This window comes from Spirosoma utsteinense, assembly GCF_014282275.1.
Classification (GTDB): Bacteria; Bacteroidota; Bacteroidia; order Cytophagales; family Spirosomataceae; genus Spirosoma; species Spirosoma utsteinense.
The window spans coordinates 24,476-43,489 of record NZ_VFIA01000042.1; the positions used below are offsets into that span (position 1 = coordinate 24,476).

General features: G+C 52.2%; 20 protein-coding genes. 6 read left to right on the forward strand and 14 right to left on the reverse strand.

Annotated elements, in window-relative coordinates; genetic code table 11:
• The first annotated feature begins 461 nt into the window (after positions 1–461).
• Entirely contained in the window at positions 462–2,345 is a 1,884-nt protein-coding gene (locus tag FH603_RS23290) for an autotransporter outer membrane beta-barrel domain-containing protein (protein WP_186740671.1), read from the forward strand.
• Positions 2,346–2,396: 51 nt separating this feature from the next.
• On the opposite strand, the gene FH603_RS23295 is transcribed toward FH603_RS23290, so the two are convergent.
• The 3 genes from FH603_RS23295 to FH603_RS23305 all read right to left on the reverse strand — a co-directional run bounded on the left by FH603_RS23295 (position 2,397) and on the right by FH603_RS23305 (position 4,903).
• Entirely contained in the window at positions 2,397–2,864 is a 468-nt protein-coding gene (locus FH603_RS23295) for a DinB family protein (RefSeq protein ID WP_186740673.1), read from the reverse strand.
• A gap of 22 nt (positions 2,865–2,886) precedes the next feature.
• Entirely contained in the window at positions 2,887–3,876 is a 990-nt protein-coding gene (locus FH603_RS23300; RefSeq protein ID WP_186740675.1) for a bile acid:sodium symporter family protein, read from the reverse strand.
• 94 nt (positions 3,877–3,970) lie between these two features.
• Positions 3,971–4,903, reverse strand: a complete 933-nt coding sequence (locus FH603_RS23305; protein ID WP_186740677.1) for a Ppx/GppA phosphatase family protein — start codon at positions 4,901–4,903, stop codon at positions 3,971–3,973.
• Between the two features lie 56 nt (positions 4,904–4,959).
• Here FH603_RS23305 and rpsU point away from each other — a divergent pair, with 56 nt between their 5' ends.
• The 3 genes from rpsU to FH603_RS23320 all read left to right on the forward strand — a co-directional run bounded on the left by rpsU (position 4,960) and on the right by FH603_RS23320 (position 7,030).
• On the forward strand, positions 4,960–5,157 hold the full coding sequence (rpsU, locus tag FH603_RS23310) for a 30S ribosomal protein S21 (protein WP_186740679.1): 198 nt from the start codon (positions 4,960–4,962) through the stop codon (positions 5,155–5,157).
• Positions 5,158–5,395: 238 nt separating this feature from the next.
• Entirely contained in the window at positions 5,396–6,304 is a 909-nt protein-coding gene (locus tag FH603_RS23315; RefSeq protein ID WP_186740681.1) for a tyrosine-type recombinase/integrase, read from the forward strand.
• A gap of 48 nt (positions 6,305–6,352) precedes the next feature.
• Positions 6,353–7,030 (forward strand): EboA domain-containing protein, encoded by a 678-nt coding sequence (locus FH603_RS23320; protein WP_186740691.1) that lies wholly within the window; start codon positions 6,353–6,355, stop codon positions 7,028–7,030.
• A 250-nt stretch (positions 7,031–7,280) separates the two neighbouring features.
• Here FH603_RS23320 and FH603_RS23325 read toward each other — a convergent pair whose 3' ends face one another.
• Positions 7,281–7,937, reverse strand: a complete 657-nt coding sequence (locus FH603_RS23325; protein WP_186740693.1) for an OmpW family outer membrane protein — start codon at positions 7,935–7,937, stop codon at positions 7,281–7,283.
• A gap of 7 nt (positions 7,938–7,944) precedes the next feature.
• Positions 7,945–8,625 (reverse strand): DUF4136 domain-containing protein, encoded by a 681-nt coding sequence (locus tag FH603_RS23330; RefSeq protein WP_186740695.1) that lies wholly within the window; start codon positions 8,623–8,625, stop codon positions 7,945–7,947.
• A gap of 179 nt (positions 8,626–8,804) precedes the next feature.
• On the opposite strand from FH603_RS23330, the gene FH603_RS23335 reads away from it, so the two are divergent.
• Both FH603_RS23335 and eboC read left to right on the forward strand, forming a co-directional pair.
• On the forward strand, positions 8,805–9,737 hold the full coding sequence (locus tag FH603_RS23335; RefSeq protein ID WP_186740697.1) for a TatD family hydrolase: 933 nt from the start codon (positions 8,805–8,807) through the stop codon (positions 9,735–9,737).
• 136 nt (positions 9,738–9,873) lie between these two features.
• Entirely contained in the window at positions 9,874–10,755 is an 882-nt protein-coding gene (gene eboC / locus FH603_RS23340; RefSeq protein WP_186740708.1) for a UbiA-like protein EboC, read from the forward strand.
• A 136-nt stretch (positions 10,756–10,891) separates the two neighbouring features.
• Here the strand turns inward: eboC and FH603_RS23345 are convergent, their stop codons facing one another.
• The 9 genes from FH603_RS23345 to FH603_RS23385 all read right to left on the reverse strand — a co-directional run.
• Positions 10,892–11,323, reverse strand: coding sequence for a BrxA/BrxB family bacilliredoxin (locus FH603_RS23345; protein ID WP_186740711.1), 432 nt, complete (start codon positions 11,321–11,323; stop codon positions 10,892–10,894).
• Between the two features lie 81 nt (positions 11,324–11,404).
• Positions 11,405–11,719, reverse strand: coding sequence for a DUF59 domain-containing protein (locus tag FH603_RS23350; protein WP_186740713.1), 315 nt, complete (start codon positions 11,717–11,719; stop codon positions 11,405–11,407).
• A 25-nt stretch (positions 11,720–11,744) separates the two neighbouring features.
• The gene (locus FH603_RS23355) at positions 11,745–12,188 is read right to left on the reverse strand and encodes a SufE family protein (RefSeq protein WP_186740715.1); all 444 of its coding nucleotides are present in this window, start codon (positions 12,186–12,188) and stop codon (positions 11,745–11,747) included.
• Positions 12,189–12,190: 2 nt separating this feature from the next.
• Positions 12,191–12,460 carry a type II toxin-antitoxin system RelE/ParE family toxin gene (locus FH603_RS23360; protein ID WP_186740717.1) on the reverse strand — a complete coding sequence of 90 codons (270 nt, stop codon included), beginning with the start codon at positions 12,458–12,460 and terminating at the stop codon, positions 12,191–12,193.
• On the reverse strand, positions 12,457–12,678 hold the full coding sequence (locus FH603_RS23365) for a hypothetical protein (protein ID WP_186740719.1): 222 nt from the start codon (positions 12,676–12,678) through the stop codon (positions 12,457–12,459). The genes FH603_RS23360 and FH603_RS23365 overlap by 4 nt, the downstream gene beginning before the upstream one ends.
• Positions 12,679–12,696: 18 nt before the next feature.
• The gene (locus tag FH603_RS23370; protein WP_186740721.1) at positions 12,697–13,935 is read right to left on the reverse strand and encodes a cysteine desulfurase; all 1,239 of its coding nucleotides are present in this window, start codon (positions 13,933–13,935) and stop codon (positions 12,697–12,699) included.
• Positions 13,936–14,078: 143 nt separating this feature from the next.
• A complete protein-coding gene (gene sufD, locus FH603_RS23375) occupies positions 14,079–15,404 on the reverse strand; it encodes a Fe-S cluster assembly protein SufD (RefSeq protein ID WP_186740723.1) in 1,326 nt (441 codons plus the stop codon).
• Positions 15,405–15,483: 79 nt separating this feature from the next.
• A complete protein-coding gene (sufC, locus tag FH603_RS23380) occupies positions 15,484–16,242 on the reverse strand; it encodes a Fe-S cluster assembly ATPase SufC (RefSeq protein ID WP_186740725.1) in 759 nt (252 codons plus the stop codon).
• Between the two features lie 306 nt (positions 16,243–16,548).
• A partial coding sequence (locus FH603_RS23385; RefSeq protein ID WP_186740727.1) for an Ig-like domain-containing protein occupies positions 16,549–19,014 on the reverse strand: 2,466 nt, incomplete at its 5' end.

The following is a 19,014-nucleotide window of genomic DNA, read 5'->3' on the forward strand; positions in this document are numbered from 1 at the left end:
GGGGCTAACTTACGTACGGTGGCAAAATTCTCCGCCCCGTTGAAATCAAAAGCACCGCCAATAGGCATGTTGATGGCTGAACGTTTAAATGATGTGAATAATGGCATATAAACCGCTGTAATGTAGGCTAATTTTTGTCATCCCTCCTTGCGTCGGGATGACAAAAATTAGCCTACATTACTATCTGAAAATCAAATACTTGCTATCAATATTAGCCATTATTCACGTTAAAATGTAAGCGCTGGATTAGACTACATAAGTAGTTCGGAGAAAACCTGACCCGCCTGGCCCTGAGCATGCCGGTTCCTGGCCACGTTGCTCGAATACACCTCTTGGGGCCTGCCCGCTATTCAGATGAATAGACTTAAGAATAAATAGGTGACCTTTGGGGATACCACTCGTTTCTATTACCGTCTTAAGTTAATCATCCCTTCTCTACTCCCTGTCTATCCTCATCTGCTATGCGTATACACTTCTATCTTTTAGTAGCCCTGTGGCTGCCCGTTTCAGGGCTGGCTCAAAACAACTACGTGGCTACCTCGCCCGCTGCGGCTTCACCGGGTTCAGCCAATGTCCTGGTGGGCGTTGGGACTGGGAACATCACCATGACGGGTGGTCAAAATACATTCCTGGGTAGGAGTGTCGGTATTGCCAACACGACGGGTGGTTGGAATTCCTTTATAGGGTATGAAGCAGGCTTTCGGAACACGACGGGTTCTTTCAATGCCTTTACAGGGTCTTATGCAGGCCATGCTAACACGACGGGTTCTTATAATGCCTTTACAGGGGATGGAGCAGGCTTTCAGAACACGACGGGTTCTAACAATGCCTTTACAGGGGCTGCAGCAGGCTATGCGAACACCACGGGTAATTACAATGCCTTTACAGGATATCAAGCAGGCTATTATAACACCACGGGCAATGCCAATGCCTTTACAGGGTATCAAGCAGGCTATTATAACACCACGGGTAATTACAATGTCTTCACAGGGGCTGAAGCAGGCTATGCGAACACGACGGGTTCTTTCAATGCCTTTACAGGAAATCAAGCAGGCTTTAGGAACACGACGGGGTTTAACAATGCCTTTACCGGGGCTTATGCAGGCAGTTCAAATACCACGGGTTCTTTCAATGCCTTTACCGGGTCTTCAGCAGGCAGTTCAAATACCACGGGTTTTGGCAATGCCTTTATAGGGAGTCAAGCAGGCAGATCAAATACCACGGGTTCTAACAATGCCTTTATAGGGATTGCAGCAGGCTATGCGAACACGACGGGTAATTACAATGTCTTCACAGGGGTTGAAGCAGGCTATGCGAACACGACCGGCTATAGCAACGCCTATGTAGGGGTGTCCGCCGGACGCAAGAACCAAACCGGTTACAATAACGTGATGATAGGCGACTCAGCTGGCTATAACGCCACCGTCTCCAACACCGTTTTTGTGGGCTCCAAAGCCGGCTATGCCAACGCCACCGGAGTGCAGAACACCTTCCTGGGCTACCAGTCCGGTTATAACGCCCTGGCCGACTCAAACACGTTTGTCGGCTATCAATCCGGTTATATAACCACCACCGGTAAGGGAAATACCTTTTTTGGTACAGCTTCAGGGCGAGGCAATTCCCTGGGCAACCACAATACATTCATCGGGAATGGAACTGGACCTGCTAGCAGTACTGGTGACGACAATGTTTACATAGGCTACAATACCGGCCAGCATGACAACGGGTTCCAAAATACCTTTGTAGGTACCGGAGCCGATGCTATTGCCCAAAACTTGATCAACGCCACCGCTATCGGTGCTGGCGCTCATGTCGCCGTAAGTAACGCGGTGGTACTGGGCAAGGAGGCTAATGTTGGCATTGGTACCAGTACGCCTACTACACGGCTAGACATCGATAGTGGACTAGATCACGAATCGGGTGTTCGGTTCAGCCGGCTTACGGCCAACAGTCCAGCTCACTTAACGTCCGCTGAGAAGCTGCTTACCGTTGATGGTATGGGTAAACTCGTTCTTACCCCGGCGGGTCATTATGCCGTTCGAAGCGTGTCTGATTGGTCTGATAAAGTCTTTATGAGTGGCTATCGGCTACGCTCCTTAGCTGAGCTGGAGCGGTTCATTCAAAAACACCAGCACTTACCCGGTGTTCCTTCGGCTAATGAAGTAGTAAAGGAGGGTCTCGATGCCGCCAGGATGGACGCTACGCTTCTGGAAAAGATTGAGGAGTTAACGCTCTACAGTATCCAGTTAGAAAAGGGCAGACAGGAGCAAAAGGCAATCAACCAGCAACAACAATTGGAGATCGATGAATTGAAGCGGTTGCTTGGGCAACTACTCAAAAAGTAGTAGAAATGTCTCCTGGCCAGCCACTTTAATGCGTTTAACCTGTAGCCGGATCTAAGACTCGGTGAATACCGGAGATGGCTGTCCCTTTTTCACCGCCTGGGCAATTTGACCGGCGTGGTAGGAGTTATGGTGCATGAGAAAAGCCAGGACGCCCATTCTCGGCGTATCGCCAAAGGGCGTTTTGATGATTTCAGCCCATTGTTCGTCGGGTGTTTGCCGGATATGGTCGGCGATCAGGCCATAGGCTTCATTGATCATCGTCTGCACCAACGCGAGGTCGATGGGTTTTCCATCATCTGATACACCACCCATGGCCCGCGTTTCGATACTCATCTCCCGACCGAACAGCAGTTTTGCAAAGCTATGCATGGATTCGGCGGTGTGGAGGGCGATGAATCCTGCCGAGGCTGTGTCAGCTGTTAATCGGTTGCGATAGTTTTCGGGCGTCAATTTTTGAATGGGCCCCGCAGCTGTAGCCTGATTGATGCGCCAGAGGTTAGCCAGGAGTTCGGTTGTCATAGAAGGTTATACAGAAGAGATGTTACGGGCGGGATACAGCCACAACGGGTGTGTCGGCTACCACTTTGGGCGGGCGCTGGCTCCAGAATGTGGCCAGCAGCGAGCCGGTCATGTTCATGATAGGGCCAAACAGGGCAGGAGCGAGCCCCACGGTGGCTACTTTACCCATTTGCAGGGCCAGACCGGAGGCTAATCCGCCGTTTTGAAGTCCGACTTCGATGGCAACAGTGCGGCAGCTTTGCTCCGGCATCCGGAAGAGCCGGGCCAGCGAGTAGCCGAACACAAAGCCACTCAGGTTATGGAGCAGTACGCAAAGGGCGAGCGTCCAGCCAACGGTGAACAGGCTCTCACGACCGGCGGCTGTGATGATGCCCACAATGAGAATAATACCAGTCATGGACACCAGCGGCATGACGCGGTTGAGCAACACCGTCGATTTACGGAAAATCCGGTTCAGGATCAGACCTACCACAACGGGTAAAATGACGATCTTCAGGATGTCGATCATCATATCCGTAAAGCTCACCGCTATGAACTGGCCCGCCAGCAATTTCATCAGGGAGGGCGTCAGCACCGGGGCCAGGAGGGTGGCCAGGGAGGTGATGGTGATCGAGAGGGCAACGTTGGCTTTGGCAATGAAGCACATGACATTACTGGCCAGTCCGCTGGGGGAACAACCAATGAGGATGACACCAGCCGCAATTTCGGGGGGGAAGCCAAACGTACTCGCCAGGAAATAACCCATAAATGGCATAATGGTGAACTGGCAAACCAGACCGATCAATACCGCACGGGGCTGCTTGGCGACTTCGCTAAAATCGGCCAGTGACATGGTCGTTCCCATGCCCAGCATGATAAGCTGCAACAACGGAATAATAAGCTTCTTCAGGGGAAAGCCGCCAATCTCGCGAAACGGCTGTGGAAACGTCATCGCCAGAATAACAATGAGCAGAATGAGCGCGGTGTACGTCAGGTTGCTGTAGGACGATTGCTTACTGGTTTTAGCTTTCATGGCAGTGGCCTGGACGGCCACGTCCGGGTGTGAGGAAGGAATACATTAAACCCGGACGTGGCCGTCCGGGATACTCACACAAAGCAAAGCGTCGTTATAAGCTACTTAAGACCCCTTCTTTTAGTGAATAGGTCGAGGTTGTGATCTGCCGAAGCGCGTATGTTTTCAGGATATAATCGATCAGGCAAATGGCAACCACGATCATGTCGACGCGGAGTTCGATCATGCCGGGGATCTGCATCCGTTCGGCGTGGTTGCGGGTGATGAGCTGTTCGTAGGCCCGGTAAAACTCCGATACCGGCAGGTTGAAGGTGGTCTGGTCAGGTGGGGGCAGGTGGCCGTGCTCATGCATGTACCACATGTCGACCAGCGTGTCGAACGAGCCCGAGGAGCCGACGAGAACGGTTGGTTCGTACTGGTGGATACCATTGGTGAGTGGCAATAACTGCTCCCGGAAATAATCATGGAGCCGACGCTGGCTGGTTGTCGTGATGGGTGCCGCCCGGTCGCCGGGCATGAACCGTTCGAGGAGTCGCTGCCCACCAATTTCGAAGCTTTGTTTCCAAAAGATCCGGGACTCATTGCCAAGAATGAACTCAACGCTTCCCCCGCCAATGTCCATGATCAGGGCAGTTTTTTCGCTCAACGCGCCAGCCGCGCGAACGCCGTGGTAGATATAGTCGGCTTCCTGCTCACCCGAGATTACCTGTATCCGGATGCCCGTTGCTTGCATAACCCGTTCGATAAAGGTGGTCTGGTTACGTGCCACGCGAATAGCGCTCGTACCGGTAGCAACAACCTGTTCGGGCGACACACCGAATTCGTCCAGTTTTTGCCGGAAATACCTTAAAACTGTCAGCGCCCGATCAATTCCCTCTTCGGTAATGAGCCCCTGATTAATGCCGGCCTGGCCTATTTTTGCCGGGCGGCTTTCGCGGAAAAGGGTCGTGTATGACTCGTTGGGTTGTTTTTCGGCGATGAGCAGGTGAAATGTATTGGTTCCTAAGTCGATTATGGCTTGCTTCATGCCCACAAATCTAGTACCTTTGCTACCCGTTTTAGCTAAACACAATATTTCAGAACATGCTTATCATTAATGTAAAAGACAACGAGTCGATTGACAAAGCCCTCAAGCGTTTCAAGAAGAAATTCGAGAAAACGGGCGTGTTGCGGCAGTTGCGGTCGCGGACGGCGTTCAAAAAGCCGTCGGTAAAGCGTCGCATGGAAGTTATCAAGGCCACATACAAAGAGCGTATGTACGGCAACCACACCGAGCAATAGGCCACGCGGTCCTATCGGTGGAGCGCGGTTATTCATTGACACGTTGATTGCGCAGTCAGCAAATTCAACGAATCCGCGAAAAAGCACAGAGCAGCAAGCAGTTATGTTTGCTGCTTTTTTGTTGCCTGAAACTGGGTGTAATCCTGCCTGTTTTATCTGTATTTTGAGGCCTGTCTCCCGTAGCTTTGGTGCAGCTCAATTCCGTTCATCGTAAAAATCCAGTCAGGATCCCGATCCTATGAACACGCCCTCTGAAGATTTTCTCCAGCACATCCGGTACGAAAAGCGACTTAGTCATCATACCGTGACTGCTTATGCGAACGATCTGGCGCAGTTCAGTTCGTTTTTGCTGGCTGAATGCAATATATCCCAACCCGCGCAGGCCGACTTCCGGCATGTGCGCTCCTGGATCGTAAGTCTGGTAGAGGCTGAACTGGACAAGTCGTCGGTCAATCGGAAGATAGCTACGTTGCGGGCGTACTTCGACTTTTTACTGCGCCGGAAAGTGATCGATCTGGATCCTATGACCAAGGTCCGGGCCCTCAAGATGAGCAAGAGGCTGCCCATCTATGTAGAGGAGAAACCCATGGAAATGCTCCTGAACGACGTTGAATTTGCTGACACGTTCGAGGGCGTCCGGGATAAACTGGTTCTCGAACTGCTCTATGGTACCGGCATCCGCCTGAGCGAACTGACCGGACTCAAAACGGTCGATGTCAATCTGTACGACAAGACGATACAAGTACTTGGGAAGCGTAATAAACACCGGATCATTCCACTGACGCAACCACTGTTTGAACTAATTCAACAGTATCTTCTGCTGAAAGAAACCGAGTTTAAAGGGATGGCCGAGCAGGCTGTACTCATCGTGAGCGATAAAGGTGTGGCGGCCTATCCGGTTTTGATTCAGCGCATCGTCAAACGAAACCTGACGCTCGTAACGACGCTCGAAAAAAAGAGCCCACACGTACTGCGTCACTCGTTTGCAACGCACCTGCTCAACCGGGGGGCCGACCTGAATGCCATCAAAGATCTGTTAGGTCACAGTAGTTTAGCGGCAACGCAGATTTATACCCATACGAGTCTGGAGCAGTTGAAAAAAACGTACGATCAGGCTCACCCCAAAGCAAAAAATAGCAGTGAATAGTTTGCCCGCCACCTTGGCAAAGTCTAAAACTTTGCCAAAGTTTACCGCATGAATATCGCTACAATGAGTCAAACGCTGTTTTACCTGATCGAACAGCAGCCAGACTCCGGGAAAGCCGTTGAGTATCTGCGTCAGCAGGTCGATGCTTACCACCAGAACCCTCAGGTAAGTTCGTTTTACCGCGTTTTTACGGCCATGCCCCGTTTCGTTGGCAGGAAGGGCATCGATGTGCCGGCCGATATGGCCTTTTCTCTCCAGCGTCTTCGGCCAGGTTTTAGCGTGGCAGGCTGGACAATGGATCGGCTGGCGCGGGTGTGGTGGCTGCTGCAACTCCCCGCCGACGAGAAAACCATCTATGTCAACACCATTAGCGAACTCTTCAAGGCAGGCGAACTGAATGAACTGGTTGCCCTATATTCAGCTCTGCCCGTACTGGCGTTTCCCGAAAGCTGGCGGTTTCAGGCAACAGAAGGTATTCGGAATAATATTGCGGATGTACAATCGGCGATCATGCTGCATAATCCCTATCCGGCCGATTATTTCGATGAGGCTGCCTGGAATCAGCTTATCCTGAAAGCGTTCTTCACCGACAAGGATGTAACCCACATTATTGGCCTGGACGAACGTAGAAACGAACGACTGGCCCACACACTGGCCGACTATGCCGCCGAACGCCGGGCTGCCGGGCGCAGCCTGCCGCCCCATATCGAGCTATTGATGGAGTAGGTGAAAGGCATTTTTTTAAGTGGTTCGTAGGACGAGCAGCCCAGTAGGGGCGGCCTGTCAATAGCCAAATAATCGAACACGTATCAATAAAGCGCCGTAGGTGCGACCCATCCGTTGGCTGATGGTTCGCACCTACGGCGCTACTGTGTTTTTAGGAACCGAATTCTCTATTGACAGGACACACCTACGGCGCTGCAACGTCGTTTGAATCACCTGTTTTCTATACGTATAGATTTACCTGTTGTATTTTCTAATACATCCGATAAACCAGCCCAGCCGAAAGCATTAGCGACGGACTGCTGTTACGGAGCAGGTCGTAGTTGAAAAACACATTCTGGTACTGCGCCTGCACTTCGGCACCAAGCTTCTGATCACGCTGGCCAAAAAACTTCAAACCAATGGCCGGGGAAATAGCCGCCTTGAAGCCGTTGTTCTGATCGGATAACGGGCCGAAGAAATTTGTATAATCGACATAGGCACCGCCCCCGGCTAGCTGCACGTAAGGCCGGATAGCAGCCGAGTTTTCGGCGAAATAATACGAGGCTGAAACCATAGCCGGAATTATGGTCAGCGTTCGGGTTTGTACCGCCGATACAGTTTCATCACCGAGTTCATATACCTGACGGTCCAGGCGTTGCTGGTTATACTGATAGCCGGTTTTTATCCCCAGCGAAAAATGCTTGGGAAACAGCCATTCGCCCTCGATGGCTACATTGGCTGGTGAAATCCGATCAATATAGCCTTTCTGGCCACCGAGGGGCATAGCCACGCCGTAGCGGGCTGCCAGACTGAACGTAACATACCGGTCAAACTGAGAGGCAAATACGTCGTTGGGTTCGTTCCTGTACTGAGCCTGTGCCGCCATAGTAAAGGCCAGCAAGGCAATCAATGCTGTGATGCGTTTCATAGGATGTTTAACGGGCAGTTTGTAAATAAGGAGATTGACCCAGCAAGGCGGTAACGGCTTGCTGCGCTGCGGCAGCATCGGTCACTTCAGAGCCGCGAACCGTGCCGCTATAGATAACCTGAAGCTGCTGCTGGTCGGGGTTTGTAGTGCCCGTTGGCCGGTTCTTGAGGTCGACGATCCGGATCTCCCAGTAGCGGTCACTTACCTGGTAGGTATAGTAACTTGGGTAGAGAAATGGATCGTAAAAGCCGCCCAGACCACCACCAAAGCCTCCTCCATACCAGTAGTTTGAATAATAGGACCCGTAAGGATTGGCGCTGACCCCCGTATACCGGTTATCGACCCGAATGAGCGCTACCCCAAGATCAGCAGCCTGTCCCTGGCTAACCCGCTGGAAACCCCGGCTTGTAAGTCCACTGACTACACTCGTCACAAACTGGCTCTCGGTCGCCGTCAGCGAGGGCGTGTAGCGGTCATTCGACTCAACAACTACCGAATCGGGTAAGCTAAAGGTGCGGTATTGAGCAAAGTCGACGCTGCGATCCCGGTTTGTTATATACACCGCGTTGTCTTCCGGTTTCAGATCGGCAATGGCATTTTCGCGGCAAGCCATAAGGCCGCCCCCAACAGTCAGCAGTAAGGCTGCGTAGGTTAGCCACTTTCCTGTTTTTTGTTTGTACATGTTCATACTGAAAATTTGTTGTCTCACTCTCTATAAAACGTATAGAGTTTGAATAAGGTTGTATAAATGAGGTTAGGGAATGGTGAGAATCTGATTAGAAATTGCTTAAAAAAACATGCCGCTCCGTGCCGTATCTTTGTCATCTTGCCGGCAGTAACCAATTACTTCTTAATGCAGTACTCGCTATGAATTTCATGGATTCAATCCAGGGTATGTCGTTTTTCGACATGCATGTCCACATGATTTCCCGTACCACCGATGATTATCAGGCTATGGCTGATGCAGGTGTGGTTGCCGTTATTGAGCCCGCTTTCTGGATGGGACAGCCCCGCACTGGCGTCGACTCGTTCCGGGATTATTTTGCTACGCTGGTTGGGTGGGAACGTTTCCGGGCGTCACAGTTCGGTATACGGCACTATTGCACCATCGGTCTGAACTCCAAGGAAGCCAACCAGGAAGCACTGGCTGAGCAGGTTATGGAAATACTACCCCTGTTTATTTACAAAGAAGGTGTAGTTGGCATTGGTGAAATTGGTTTCGACGATCAGACGCCGGCCGAGGATAAATACTACCGGGCCCAGTTGGACCTGGCCAAAGAAGCTAATCTACCCGTGCAGATTCATACGCCCCACCGCGATAAAAAGCAGGGTACCAGCCGCAGTATGGACATCGCCATCGAGCACGGTGTCGAGCCAGGTATGGTAATCGTGGATCATAACAACGAAGAAACGGTGCGGGAGGTACTCGATCGCGGGTTCTGGGCTGGCTTTACGATCTATCCATTCACTAAAATGGGGAATGAACGTATGGTAGAGATCGTTAAGCAGTATGGCCCTGAGCGCATCATGATCAATTCGGCAGCCGACTGGGGTGTCAGCGACCCGCTGGCTGTTCCTAAAACTGCTGCGTTAATGAAGCAACACGGCATTTCAGATGAGGCTATTAAGCTGGTTACGTTTGGGAATGCTGTCACCGCTTTTGCTCAAAGTGGTCAGCTTAACCTCGAGGAACTGCTGGAGCCCCTGACCATCGATCAGAGCCAGCGCTTCAACGGCAGTTCGGTGCTGCGCGGTGGACAGGCACCACGCGTGGACAAAGAATCGACGATTATTAAATAGATAGCATGCGAAGTGTCGTTAGAGTATGGTGTCCGTGGAGTTCGTGGTATCGGGTTTGACCGGGCTGGCGCTCCAGAACCTGACACCACGAACATATTCAGAACCCGACACCATATGCAGATACTGACATCACTAAATGAGTAAGATCAAGGCCCTTTTATCCCTCACCCGTCCTGCCAATCTGGTTACGGCCATTGCTGACGTATTAGCGGGAATGGCGATTGCAGGCTATTTTCAGGACCCCTCACCGCTTCCGGCACCGGTAGGCTGGCTATGTCTGGCAACGGTTGGTTTATATGGCGGTGGGGTCGTTTTCAACGATGTGTTTGACGCTGAACTGGATGCCGTTGAGCGCCCCGAGCGTCCCATTCCGAGCGGTGTCATCAGCAAGGGCACTGCCGCCGGTCTGGGGAGTCTGCTTCTGGCGGTTGGTATTGGTGCCTCGTTTCTGGTCAATCAAACGGCTGGCCTGCTGGCCATCGGTATTGCTGTGGCGTCGGTGGTGTACGACCGTTTTGGTAAACATCATAATTTGCTGGGACCCCTGAACATGGGCCTGTGCCGGGGACTAAACCTGTTACTGGGGGTGAGTATTCTGGCCGATCAGGTCTTACCCTGGGTGTGGATAGGCTTGGTCCCAATTATATACATTGCAGCTATTACCATGATCAGCCGTGGTGAGGTACATGGCGGCAGCCCGGTAACATTGCGGGCTGCTGGTTTGCTCTATGCGCTTGTGATCGGCTGTGTGGCCGCTCTGGCGCAGCGAAGAGAACAACTGGGAACAGCACTACCGTTTCTGCTGCTGTTTGGTTATTATATTTTTCCGCCCTTGTGGCGCGCCGTCCGTGAGCCGGTGGGACATAACATTGGCATGGCTGTGCGGGCGGGGGTATTATCGGTCATTGTCATGAACGCAGCCTGGGTAGCTGCTTTCGCTTCATTTCCGCTGGCTATGCTTGTATTCTGCCTGTTGCCGCTGTCGCGGTTACTGGCGAAAGTATTTGCCGTCACGTAACGCAGACTTCAGTCTGCCGAACACACAAAACCCCCTACTGCAATAAAGCTCGGTATGAATCAGCTTTATTGCAGTAGGGGGTTTTGTGATTGGCGCCGGTTAACCAGCAATCCTTACGTGCGGACTGAAGTCCGCGTTAGGCGTTGGCGGGCGTACAGAACTCTTCCAGGGCCATTTCAAGGTGTTGAGCAATCATCTGAGCCGACCGGCCTTCGATGTGGTGCCGCTCGATGAAATGAACCAGATCGCCATCTTTAAAAATGCCGATAGCAGGCGATGAAGGCGGATAAGGAAGAAAATACTCGCGCATTTTCTCGGTAGCATCCAGATCGGCACCGGCAAAAACCGTCACCATCTGGTCGGGTTTAACCGGGCTGAGGGCCAGAGCCGCTTTCACTCCTGGACGGGCTGCACCGGCAGCGCAACCGCAAACTGAATTGACAACGACGAGCGTAGTGCCCTGCGCGTTTTCCATGGTGTTTACCACGTCATCGGCAGTGGTCAGTTCCTGAAAACCAACGCTGGTCAGGTCTTCCCGCATCGGGACAAGCAAGTGAGGAGGATACATAATTCGGTGTACAGTTTTTAGTTTATAGTTCTTTGTTGAGCGACTAGCCAACCGCATAACACCGATTGGCTAATTATTCGTTTACATGAAGCCCAATTCTAATTTGGCTACTTCCGACATTAACTCGGTAGAGTAGGGTGGATCGAATGTTAATTCGACGCTGACGTCGTTAACACCCGGAACCGCCCGCACTTTCTCTTCAATCTCACTCGGGATCTCGCCCGCCGATGGGCAGGAGGGCGATGTCAGCGTCATCAGGATATACACGTTATTGACCGGGAATATCTTGATATCATAAATGAGCCCTAACTCGTATACATCCACTGGAATTTCAGGGTCGTATACGCCTTTGAGCGCCAGTATGATTTGTTCTTTAAGTTCTGCTTCGTCGTTCATGACAGGCGTCAATGGCTGGTTAAAGTTATGCGTTGGACTTGTCGGCGGTCTGGCTGGCATAGGCCCGGCCAAACGCTTTCATGCGCTCGATCATTGAAGCCAGCCCGCCGGCCCGCAACGATGTGATCAGGTTGCCCATGCCCACGCGGGGAATAAAATACAGGTCGGCGTTGGCAATGGCTTCCGGATTCTCACCCGAGAGTACCCGAATCAGCAAACTGATCAGGCCCTTCGATATTTGAGCCGTAGGTTCCGAATCACCGTAAAAGTAGAGACCGTCGCCTTTCATTTCGGCATCGACCCAAACCTTCGATTGGCAACCCATAATACGATTCTGATCCGTCTTGGTTGATTCGGACATGGGTGGCAACTTCTTGCCGAGATCAATAATATATTGCGTTTTGTCGAGTTGATCGTCGAACAAGTCAAATTCTTCGATAATCTCGTCCTGTTTCTCGTTGATGGTCATACTTAAAGTTTACCTAAAGGCCGACCCATGGGTCGGACTGCAAGAATTTTTATCGTTGTTTCCTGCGTGCTGTACACTAACCTGTACCTGCCTACGAAAACTTCCCGAATAAAAGAGATGTAGAAATCAGGCACTATCCGGCCCATTTCTGGAAATTGAGCAATCAGGCCTAATTTCTTCTCCAATTCGTCGGCTACAGCAATCGACTGGTCAAATAAATAGTCGCATATATCCCGAACGTCTTCGCTGGCTGACTCCTTCCAGACGATCATGCTTTCTTAGTTAGACTAGCCAACTTTTTCTGCTTGATGTCCTTAAGTTCCTGCATGACTTGGTCATGAGAAATTTCAGTTGGTTCACGTAGCCGACTCTCAATCAGTTTAATGAACAAGATGCGCTCTATTAATTCTTTTGAAGATACTTTATCAGGTAACTCACTAAGGCTTGCGAGCACTTGATTTCTATCGAGCAAGATTTCTTCGGCGAACATAGTAACAAAGAGTAACGATCAAAGCATCATCTTCTGCACCCGCCGAACACCTGTTACCAAGCGGTCGACTTCGTCTCTGGTGTTGTAAACGGCAAACGACGCCCGGGTAGTTCCAGCAATGCCGAAGCGCTGCATCAATGGTTGGCAGCAATGGTGCCCCGTCCGGACAGCAATACCCTGCTGATCGAGAATGACACCCGTATCCTGATGGTGAATGCCATCGAGTACCCAGGAAATCACGCCTATCTTTTCTTTTGCCTGACCAATGATCCGTAAACCATCCAGCTCACCGAGTTGCTCGGTGGCATACTTAAGCAGGTCGTGTTCGTGGGCCGCAATATTTTCCTTACCCAGACCGTCCATATACTCCAGCGCCGTCTTAACCGCTATTACATCGGCAATATTGGGCGTTCCGGCTTCAAATTTATACGGCAGTTCATTGTAAGTGGTTTTCTCAAACGATACTTCCTTGATCATTTCGCCACCACCCCGATACGGCGGCATGCTATCCAGAATGGCTTTTTTGCCATATAGCACACCCATACCCGTTGGTCCGTACAGTTTATGGGCCGAGAAAACATAGAAATCGGCGTCAAGCACCTGCACATCGATATCAAGGTGCGACGATGCCTGCGCCCCATCGATGAGAACAACGGCACCTACTGCGTGTGCTTTGTCGATGATGGTTTTGACCGGATTGATCGTACCCAGCGAGTTCGATACATGAACGACCGAAACGAACTTGGTACGCTCCGATAACAGTTTTTCGTATTCCTCGATGATCAGCTCGCCGTTATCGTCCACCGGAATCACCCGTAACACGCAGCCTTTCTCTTCACAGAGCATTTGCCAGGGCACGATATTGGAGTGGTGCTCCATGGTCGAGATAATGATCTCGTCACCCGCCTTTAAAAACCGGCGTCCATAGCTCTGTGCGACCAGGTTGATGCCATCAGTGGTGCCGTAGGTGAAGATAATCTCCTCCCAGTGCTTTGCGTTTAGAAAAGCCTGCACAGCCCGGCGCGATGCCTCAAAAGCGGCCGTAGCCTGCTCGGCCAGGTGGTGAATACCCCGGTGAATATTGGCATTGTACCCTTCATAGTACTGAGTCAGCGCGTTGATAACTGCCGTAGGCTTCTGATTGGTAGCTGCATTGTCCAGATAAACCAGTGGCCGACCATTGATTTGCTGGTCAAGTACTGGAAAGTCTTTGCGTATTTGCTGTATATCGAGGGTGTTGTCTATGGCCGATTGCATGGGTTGTCGGTGAAATGTGCTATAGAAACAACAAAGAGGGTAGGGGAAAGGTGCTTAAAAAGTGATGAGTTAGTAATGATGGGTGATGATTTTGTCGCAAAAGCTACTCATCGTTCATCATTACTAACTCATCACTACTTGCCTTACTGCCCCAGCTTTTGGGCTACAACGCCTTCGAGATACTCGCGGATGGGCTGAATTTTTATCTGGCTTACCACGTCCTGCACGAAGGCGTACAGCAGTAGGGTACGAGCTGCGTCTTTGGGAATACCGCGCGAACGCATATAAAATAAAGCTTCGTCGTTCAGCTGGCCCGTGGTCGTTCCGTGCGAACATTTCACGTCGTCGGCGTAGATTTCCAACTGCGGTTTGGTGTTCATCGATGCACCAGATGACAAAACCACGTTTTTACACGACTGATACGCATTGGTTTTCTGGGCATCGGGCCGGACGTAGATCTTTCCGTTGAAGACACCCGTGCCGTTGTCGTCCAGAATACCTTTGTACAACTCGCTGCTGTACGAGTTGGGCATTGCATGATCCACCAGCGTGTGGTTGTCCACGTGCTGCCGGCCGTTCGGCATATAAAGGCCATACATGAAAGCCTCGGCATGTTGTCCGTTCAGAACGATGTTCAGGTTGTTCCGAACAAAATTACCGTTGAGGGTTACTGTAGCCGAATAGAAATGACTGTTATCCGACTGGTTTACCTGGGTAGTACCAATATGATAAGCGTTGTCCGTTTCGTCCTGAACCTTATAGTATTGCATCCGGGCGTCGCGTTCCAGCGCAATTTCAGTGACGACGTTGACAAAACTGGTCCGGCCACCCAGCGTCCGGAACGATTCGGCCATGGTGACTTCGGAGTTCTGGCCAACGATGACAAGGTTACGCGGCTGCGAGGCAATATTGCGCTCACGGGCATCGGTAATGAAACGCAGAATAATGGGTTGCTCAACTGTGGTGTTGGCCGGCACCCGAATCACGACGCCATCGCTGGCCATGGCCGTATTGAGGGCTGTGAAAGCGTTATCCTGATAGTCGGCGTAACGGGCAAAGTGGGCGCCGATAAAATCGGGGTCTGCTTTGGCACCTTCGGCAAAACTAGTGATTTGTACCTGTTCAGCCGGGCTGACAAGACGCGACAGATCGGCTCGATAAATCCCATTTACGAAGGTAATAATGTTGCCGTCGAGGTTTGGAATTTGGAGCGGGGTCAGATCATCGGCGGTTAGCGAAGAAGAATTGTCGAGGTCAAACGCTTCTTTGAGCAGATTGGCCACGTTGGAGTATTTCCATTCCTCATGCCGGATTGTAGGGAAGCCCAGCAGGTCGAACTGATGCAGCGCTGCCCGGCGAACCTGATGCAACGGAGTTTTGCTTTCCCCGTTCATACGTTCCTCGTTCGACTGAAAAGCCGCCAGTAACTGGTCTTTAAACTCGTTGTATGATGCGTAAGAGGGAGTCATATTAGTTGGTTAGTTCTTAAGTGTTTCAGAGCGTACGTTTCCAAGCGTTTATGAACTCAAAAACCCAGCACTTAAAAACTTATACGCTGGCTTCTACTTCGGCTTTAATCCAATCATACCCTTTTTCTTCCAGCTCGAGCGCCAGTTCTTTAGGGCCAGATTTCACAATGCGGCCCTGGTAGAGGACGTGAACAAAATCGGGAACAATATAATCGAGCAGGCGCTGGTAGTGAGTAACAACGATTGTTGCCCGTTCCGGGGACCGCAGGGTGTTTACGCCTTCGGCCACAATACGTAACGCATCGATATCCAGACCCGAATCAGTTTCGTCGAGAATGGCCAGTTTTGGTTCGAGCATCGCCATCTGGAAAATTTCGTTCCGTTTTTTTTCTCCGCCCGAGAAGCCTTCGTTCAGCGACCGGCTTAACAACGATTGGTCGATATTGACGAGTTTCATCTTCTCCTTCATCAGCTTCAGAAACTGTACGGCATCGAGCGGATCCTGACCGCGGTGTTTACGAATTTCGTTCATCGCCGTCTTCAAAAAATTCGTGGTGCTCACGCCCGGAATCTCGACTGGGTACTGAAACGCCAGGAAAATGCCTTCGGCGGCCCGTACTTCAGGCGCCATATCCAACAAATCCTCGCCATCGAACAGCACGCTGCCGCCCGTCACTTCATAGTCCTCACGGCCCGCCAATACCGATGCCAGCGTGCTTTTGCCAGCACCGTTGGGACCCATAATGGCATGAACCTCACCGGCGTTAACCTCCAGATTTAGTCCTTTCAGAATTTGTTTATCGCCGATGGAGGCCTGTAAATTATTGATTGATAACATAATAGAGTATATCGTAACGGCACAGATGAAGCCACAAAGTTAACAGACGAATCTGGATCTGTTTTGATAAGATAACAAAATCAGGTGCTTAAAAGTTGACTCCGGCATCGCTTAATCATTCTTCTTCAACGGGTTGCTCGGCCAACGCTGGAAAAGTGCCTTTCGCAACGGACAGGCTTTGGGCCACACGATATCAAAAGCAGCTGCCAGGTTATTGGTCCGCCAACTGCCTGCAACGCAAACCGCCCCAAAGAAAACCTTTGGGGCGGTTGCAATCCGTATTATGTTCCGGCTAAACTGATGTGGTTAGCGGTCACCAATTCGGGGTCCTCTTTTTGTTTGCTTGATCACAAACGGAACACAAATCTTGACCGGGCAGCAGTTTGTACTGGCAATGACCTCCAGCGGACAGCACTGGTTATTAGGACAAGTCCCGGCTGTCGTTTGTACGGTGTACATACCTGGCTCTGTAATCACCAGTTGTGCCCCGTTGCCTACCTGTACGCCGTTGCGGTACCATTTCAGGTCCGTCCGTCCGCCTGGTGCCGTTGCCATGATTTGTTCACCCGGGCAGATTTCCATCGGTATGCTTGTACATACCCGGTTGGTATCGCCAGGAATTATGGCTACGTTATACAGCACACCACTGGTCATTACCCGGGCGCTCAACGTCAGCGTAGCACTGCTACCAGCCGTTAGCTGAGGGATTGTCCAGCGACCACCAAAGCTGGCAGGAGCGAAGCTACCCAACGATGCCTGCGCTGATCCGGCGATGTACTGAAGACCGGAATCGAGCGAATCCAGAACGACAACGTCATTGGCAATACCCAGGCCGGTGTTCCGGATAATCAGCTTGTAGGTGAGTAACTCGCCAATCTGCGCTCTGGAACGATCGACCAGCTTTTCCAGTACCAGCCTGGGTTGGAGCACATCCCCGCGGTAGATCGTAATCGAACCCTGCGATGTACAGCCCGAAGCCGTCGTGCAGCTTACCGAGTAAACCGTTGTTGCCTGCGTTGGCTGCACAATAATCATGGACGATGTCTGACCACCTGCTGACCAGTTCAGCGTTCCGCTTGTGCAACCCGTGGCTGTCAGCGTTACTGAGGTGCCGGCAGTGACCGTCAGACTGGAGGCCGTGATGGTGACCGGAGATACCGGCACAACCGTTACGGTGCCGACGGCGGTGACACTGCTACCCGTTGTCGTACACGTTGCCGTGTAGCTGGTGGTGCCCGTGAGTACAGGGGTAATCAGGGTGGTCCCTGTTGCTCCCGTATTCCAGCTTACCTGACCCGTACAACCGCTGGCTACCAGCGTTGCCGTGCTGCCCGAGCAAATCGTGGTCGACCTGACACCGAAGTTGTCCGATACGGGAGTGACCCTGATCGACTCGTCGTCTGCATCATCTTCCCCGTTGCTGAACCCATTGCCCGGTGCCGAATCCCTGTCCGGTACTGGGTTGCCCCTGTCGTCTCTGGCGTCGCTGATCTGAGCCAGGTTCGTTAGCGTACCCGTTACCGAAGCGCCGACCGTTACCGTGAGGGTTACCGTAGTGGTCGCACCCGGGAGCAGCGTAGTGGCAATCGACCGCTGGATTGTGCCGCCAGCGACGGGTGTCCAGTTGGCATCGGCAAGGGTCAGCCCCGTTGGCAGCTGATCCTTCACCACAATGCCCGTTGCCGGTATCGTCCCTTCATTGGTCACGGCGATGACGAACACAACATTCGAATTGACTGGCACCACCGAAGGCTGTCCTACCGCCAGTGACTTAACCAGTGATAGATCAAACACCTGGCAGGTCTGGCTGACCGGTGCGGTGCTGGTCGTACATCCGTTGAGGGTTGCTGTCAGGATCACCGTTTCTCCCGCTGGGATGCCACTGACCGTATTACCGCTCACCGTACCCTTGCTGGCCGTGACTACACCGTTGCTGCTGAAGTTGACCGCGTAGGTCCGCACGTCAGCTGCGCAGGCGATGGTACCGATCGTCAGGGTTGGCAGCGCTTTGACCGTCAGAGTAACCGCTGTGCGGGTAGCACTCCTGCAACCCGAGTTAGCGTCAACCGCTTCGACGTAGTAGGTACCACTGGTTACCGGCTGGTAGGTCAGTGTTCCACTGGCCAGGGCGTTGGTGCCCGTGGCCGTAGCGTACCAGTTGGCGGTCAGACCCGTGGTTACCGATACACTTAGCATTGGCAGGGCTTCCCCCTGGCAGATGCTCTTGTCACCGCCACTGACTGGTGCAGCGACCGAAGCGCAGTTACAGCTGTAGCTGACGGGGGTGTTGACCGAGCACCCGTTGAGGGTTGTCGTCAGGATCACCGTTTCTCCCGCTGGGATGCCACTGACCGTATTACCGCTCACCGTACCCTTGCTGGCCGTGACCACACCGTTGCTGCTGAAGCTGACCGCGTAGGTCCGCACATCAGCTGCGCAGGCAATGGTACCGATCGTCAGGGTTGGCAGCGCTTTGACCGTCAGAGTAACCGCTGTGCGGGTAGCACTCCTGCAACCCGAGTTAGCGTCAACCGCTTCGACGTAGTAGGTACCGCTGGTTACCGGCTGGTAGGTCAGCGTGCCACTGGCCAGGGCGTTGGTGCCCGTGGCCGTAGCGTACCAGTTAGCGGTCAGACCCGTCCCGACGGTGACGTTCAGCGCTGGCAGGGCTTCCCCCTGGCAGATGCTCTTGTCACCGCCACTGACTGGTGCAGCGACCGAAGCGCAGTTACAGCTGTAGCTGACGGGGGTGTTGACCGAGCACCCGTTGAG

Coding starts and splice junctions, on each gene's coding strand:
- FH603_RS23305 (WP_186740677.1), bottom strand. CDS start 4,903: ATGAAGCAAGCCATAATCGACTTAGGAACCAATACATTTCACCTGCTC.
- eboC (WP_186740708.1), top strand. CDS start 9,874: ATGAGTAAGATCAAGGCCCTTTTATCCCTCACCCGTCCTGCCAATCTG.
- FH603_RS23290 (WP_186740671.1), top strand. CDS start 462: ATGCGTATACACTTCTATCTTTTAGTAGCCCTGTGGCTGCCCGTTTCA.
- FH603_RS23365 (WP_186740719.1), bottom strand. CDS start 12,678: ATGTTCGCCGAAGAAATCTTGCTCGATAGAAATCAAGTGCTCGCAAGC.
- sufC (WP_186740725.1), bottom strand. CDS start 16,242: ATGTTATCAATCAATAATTTACAGGCCTCCATCGGCGATAAACAAATT.
- sufD (WP_186740723.1), bottom strand. CDS start 15,404: ATGACTCCCTCTTACGCATCATACAACGAGTTTAAAGACCAGTTACTG.
- FH603_RS23325 (WP_186740693.1), bottom strand. CDS start 7,937: ATGAAACGCATCACAGCATTGATTGCCTTGCTGGCCTTTACTATGGCG.
- FH603_RS23360 (WP_186740717.1), bottom strand. CDS start 12,460: ATGATCGTCTGGAAGGAGTCAGCCAGCGAAGACGTTCGGGATATATGC.
- FH603_RS23345 (WP_186740711.1), bottom strand. CDS start 11,323: ATGTATCCTCCTCACTTGCTTGTCCCGATGCGGGAAGACCTGACCAGC.
- rpsU (WP_186740679.1), top strand. CDS start 4,960: ATGCTTATCATTAATGTAAAAGACAACGAGTCGATTGACAAAGCCCTC.
- FH603_RS23330 (WP_186740695.1), bottom strand. CDS start 8,625: ATGAACATGTACAAACAAAAAACAGGAAAGTGGCTAACCTACGCAGCC.
- FH603_RS23370 (WP_186740721.1), bottom strand. CDS start 13,935: ATGCAATCGGCCATAGACAACACCCTCGATATACAGCAAATACGCAAA.
- FH603_RS23355 (WP_186740715.1), bottom strand. CDS start 12,188: ATGACCATCAACGAGAAACAGGACGAGATTATCGAAGAATTTGACTTG.
- FH603_RS23300 (WP_186740675.1), bottom strand. CDS start 3,876: ATGAAAGCTAAAACCAGTAAGCAATCGTCCTACAGCAACCTGACGTAC.
- FH603_RS23315 (WP_186740681.1), top strand. CDS start 5,396: ATGAACACGCCCTCTGAAGATTTTCTCCAGCACATCCGGTACGAAAAG.
- FH603_RS23335 (WP_186740697.1), top strand. CDS start 8,805: ATGAATTTCATGGATTCAATCCAGGGTATGTCGTTTTTCGACATGCAT.
- FH603_RS23350 (WP_186740713.1), bottom strand. CDS start 11,719: ATGAACGACGAAGCAGAACTTAAAGAACAAATCATACTGGCGCTCAAA.
- FH603_RS23295 (WP_186740673.1), bottom strand. CDS start 2,864: ATGACAACCGAACTCCTGGCTAACCTCTGGCGCATCAATCAGGCTACA.
- FH603_RS23320 (WP_186740691.1), top strand. CDS start 6,353: ATGAATATCGCTACAATGAGTCAAACGCTGTTTTACCTGATCGAACAG.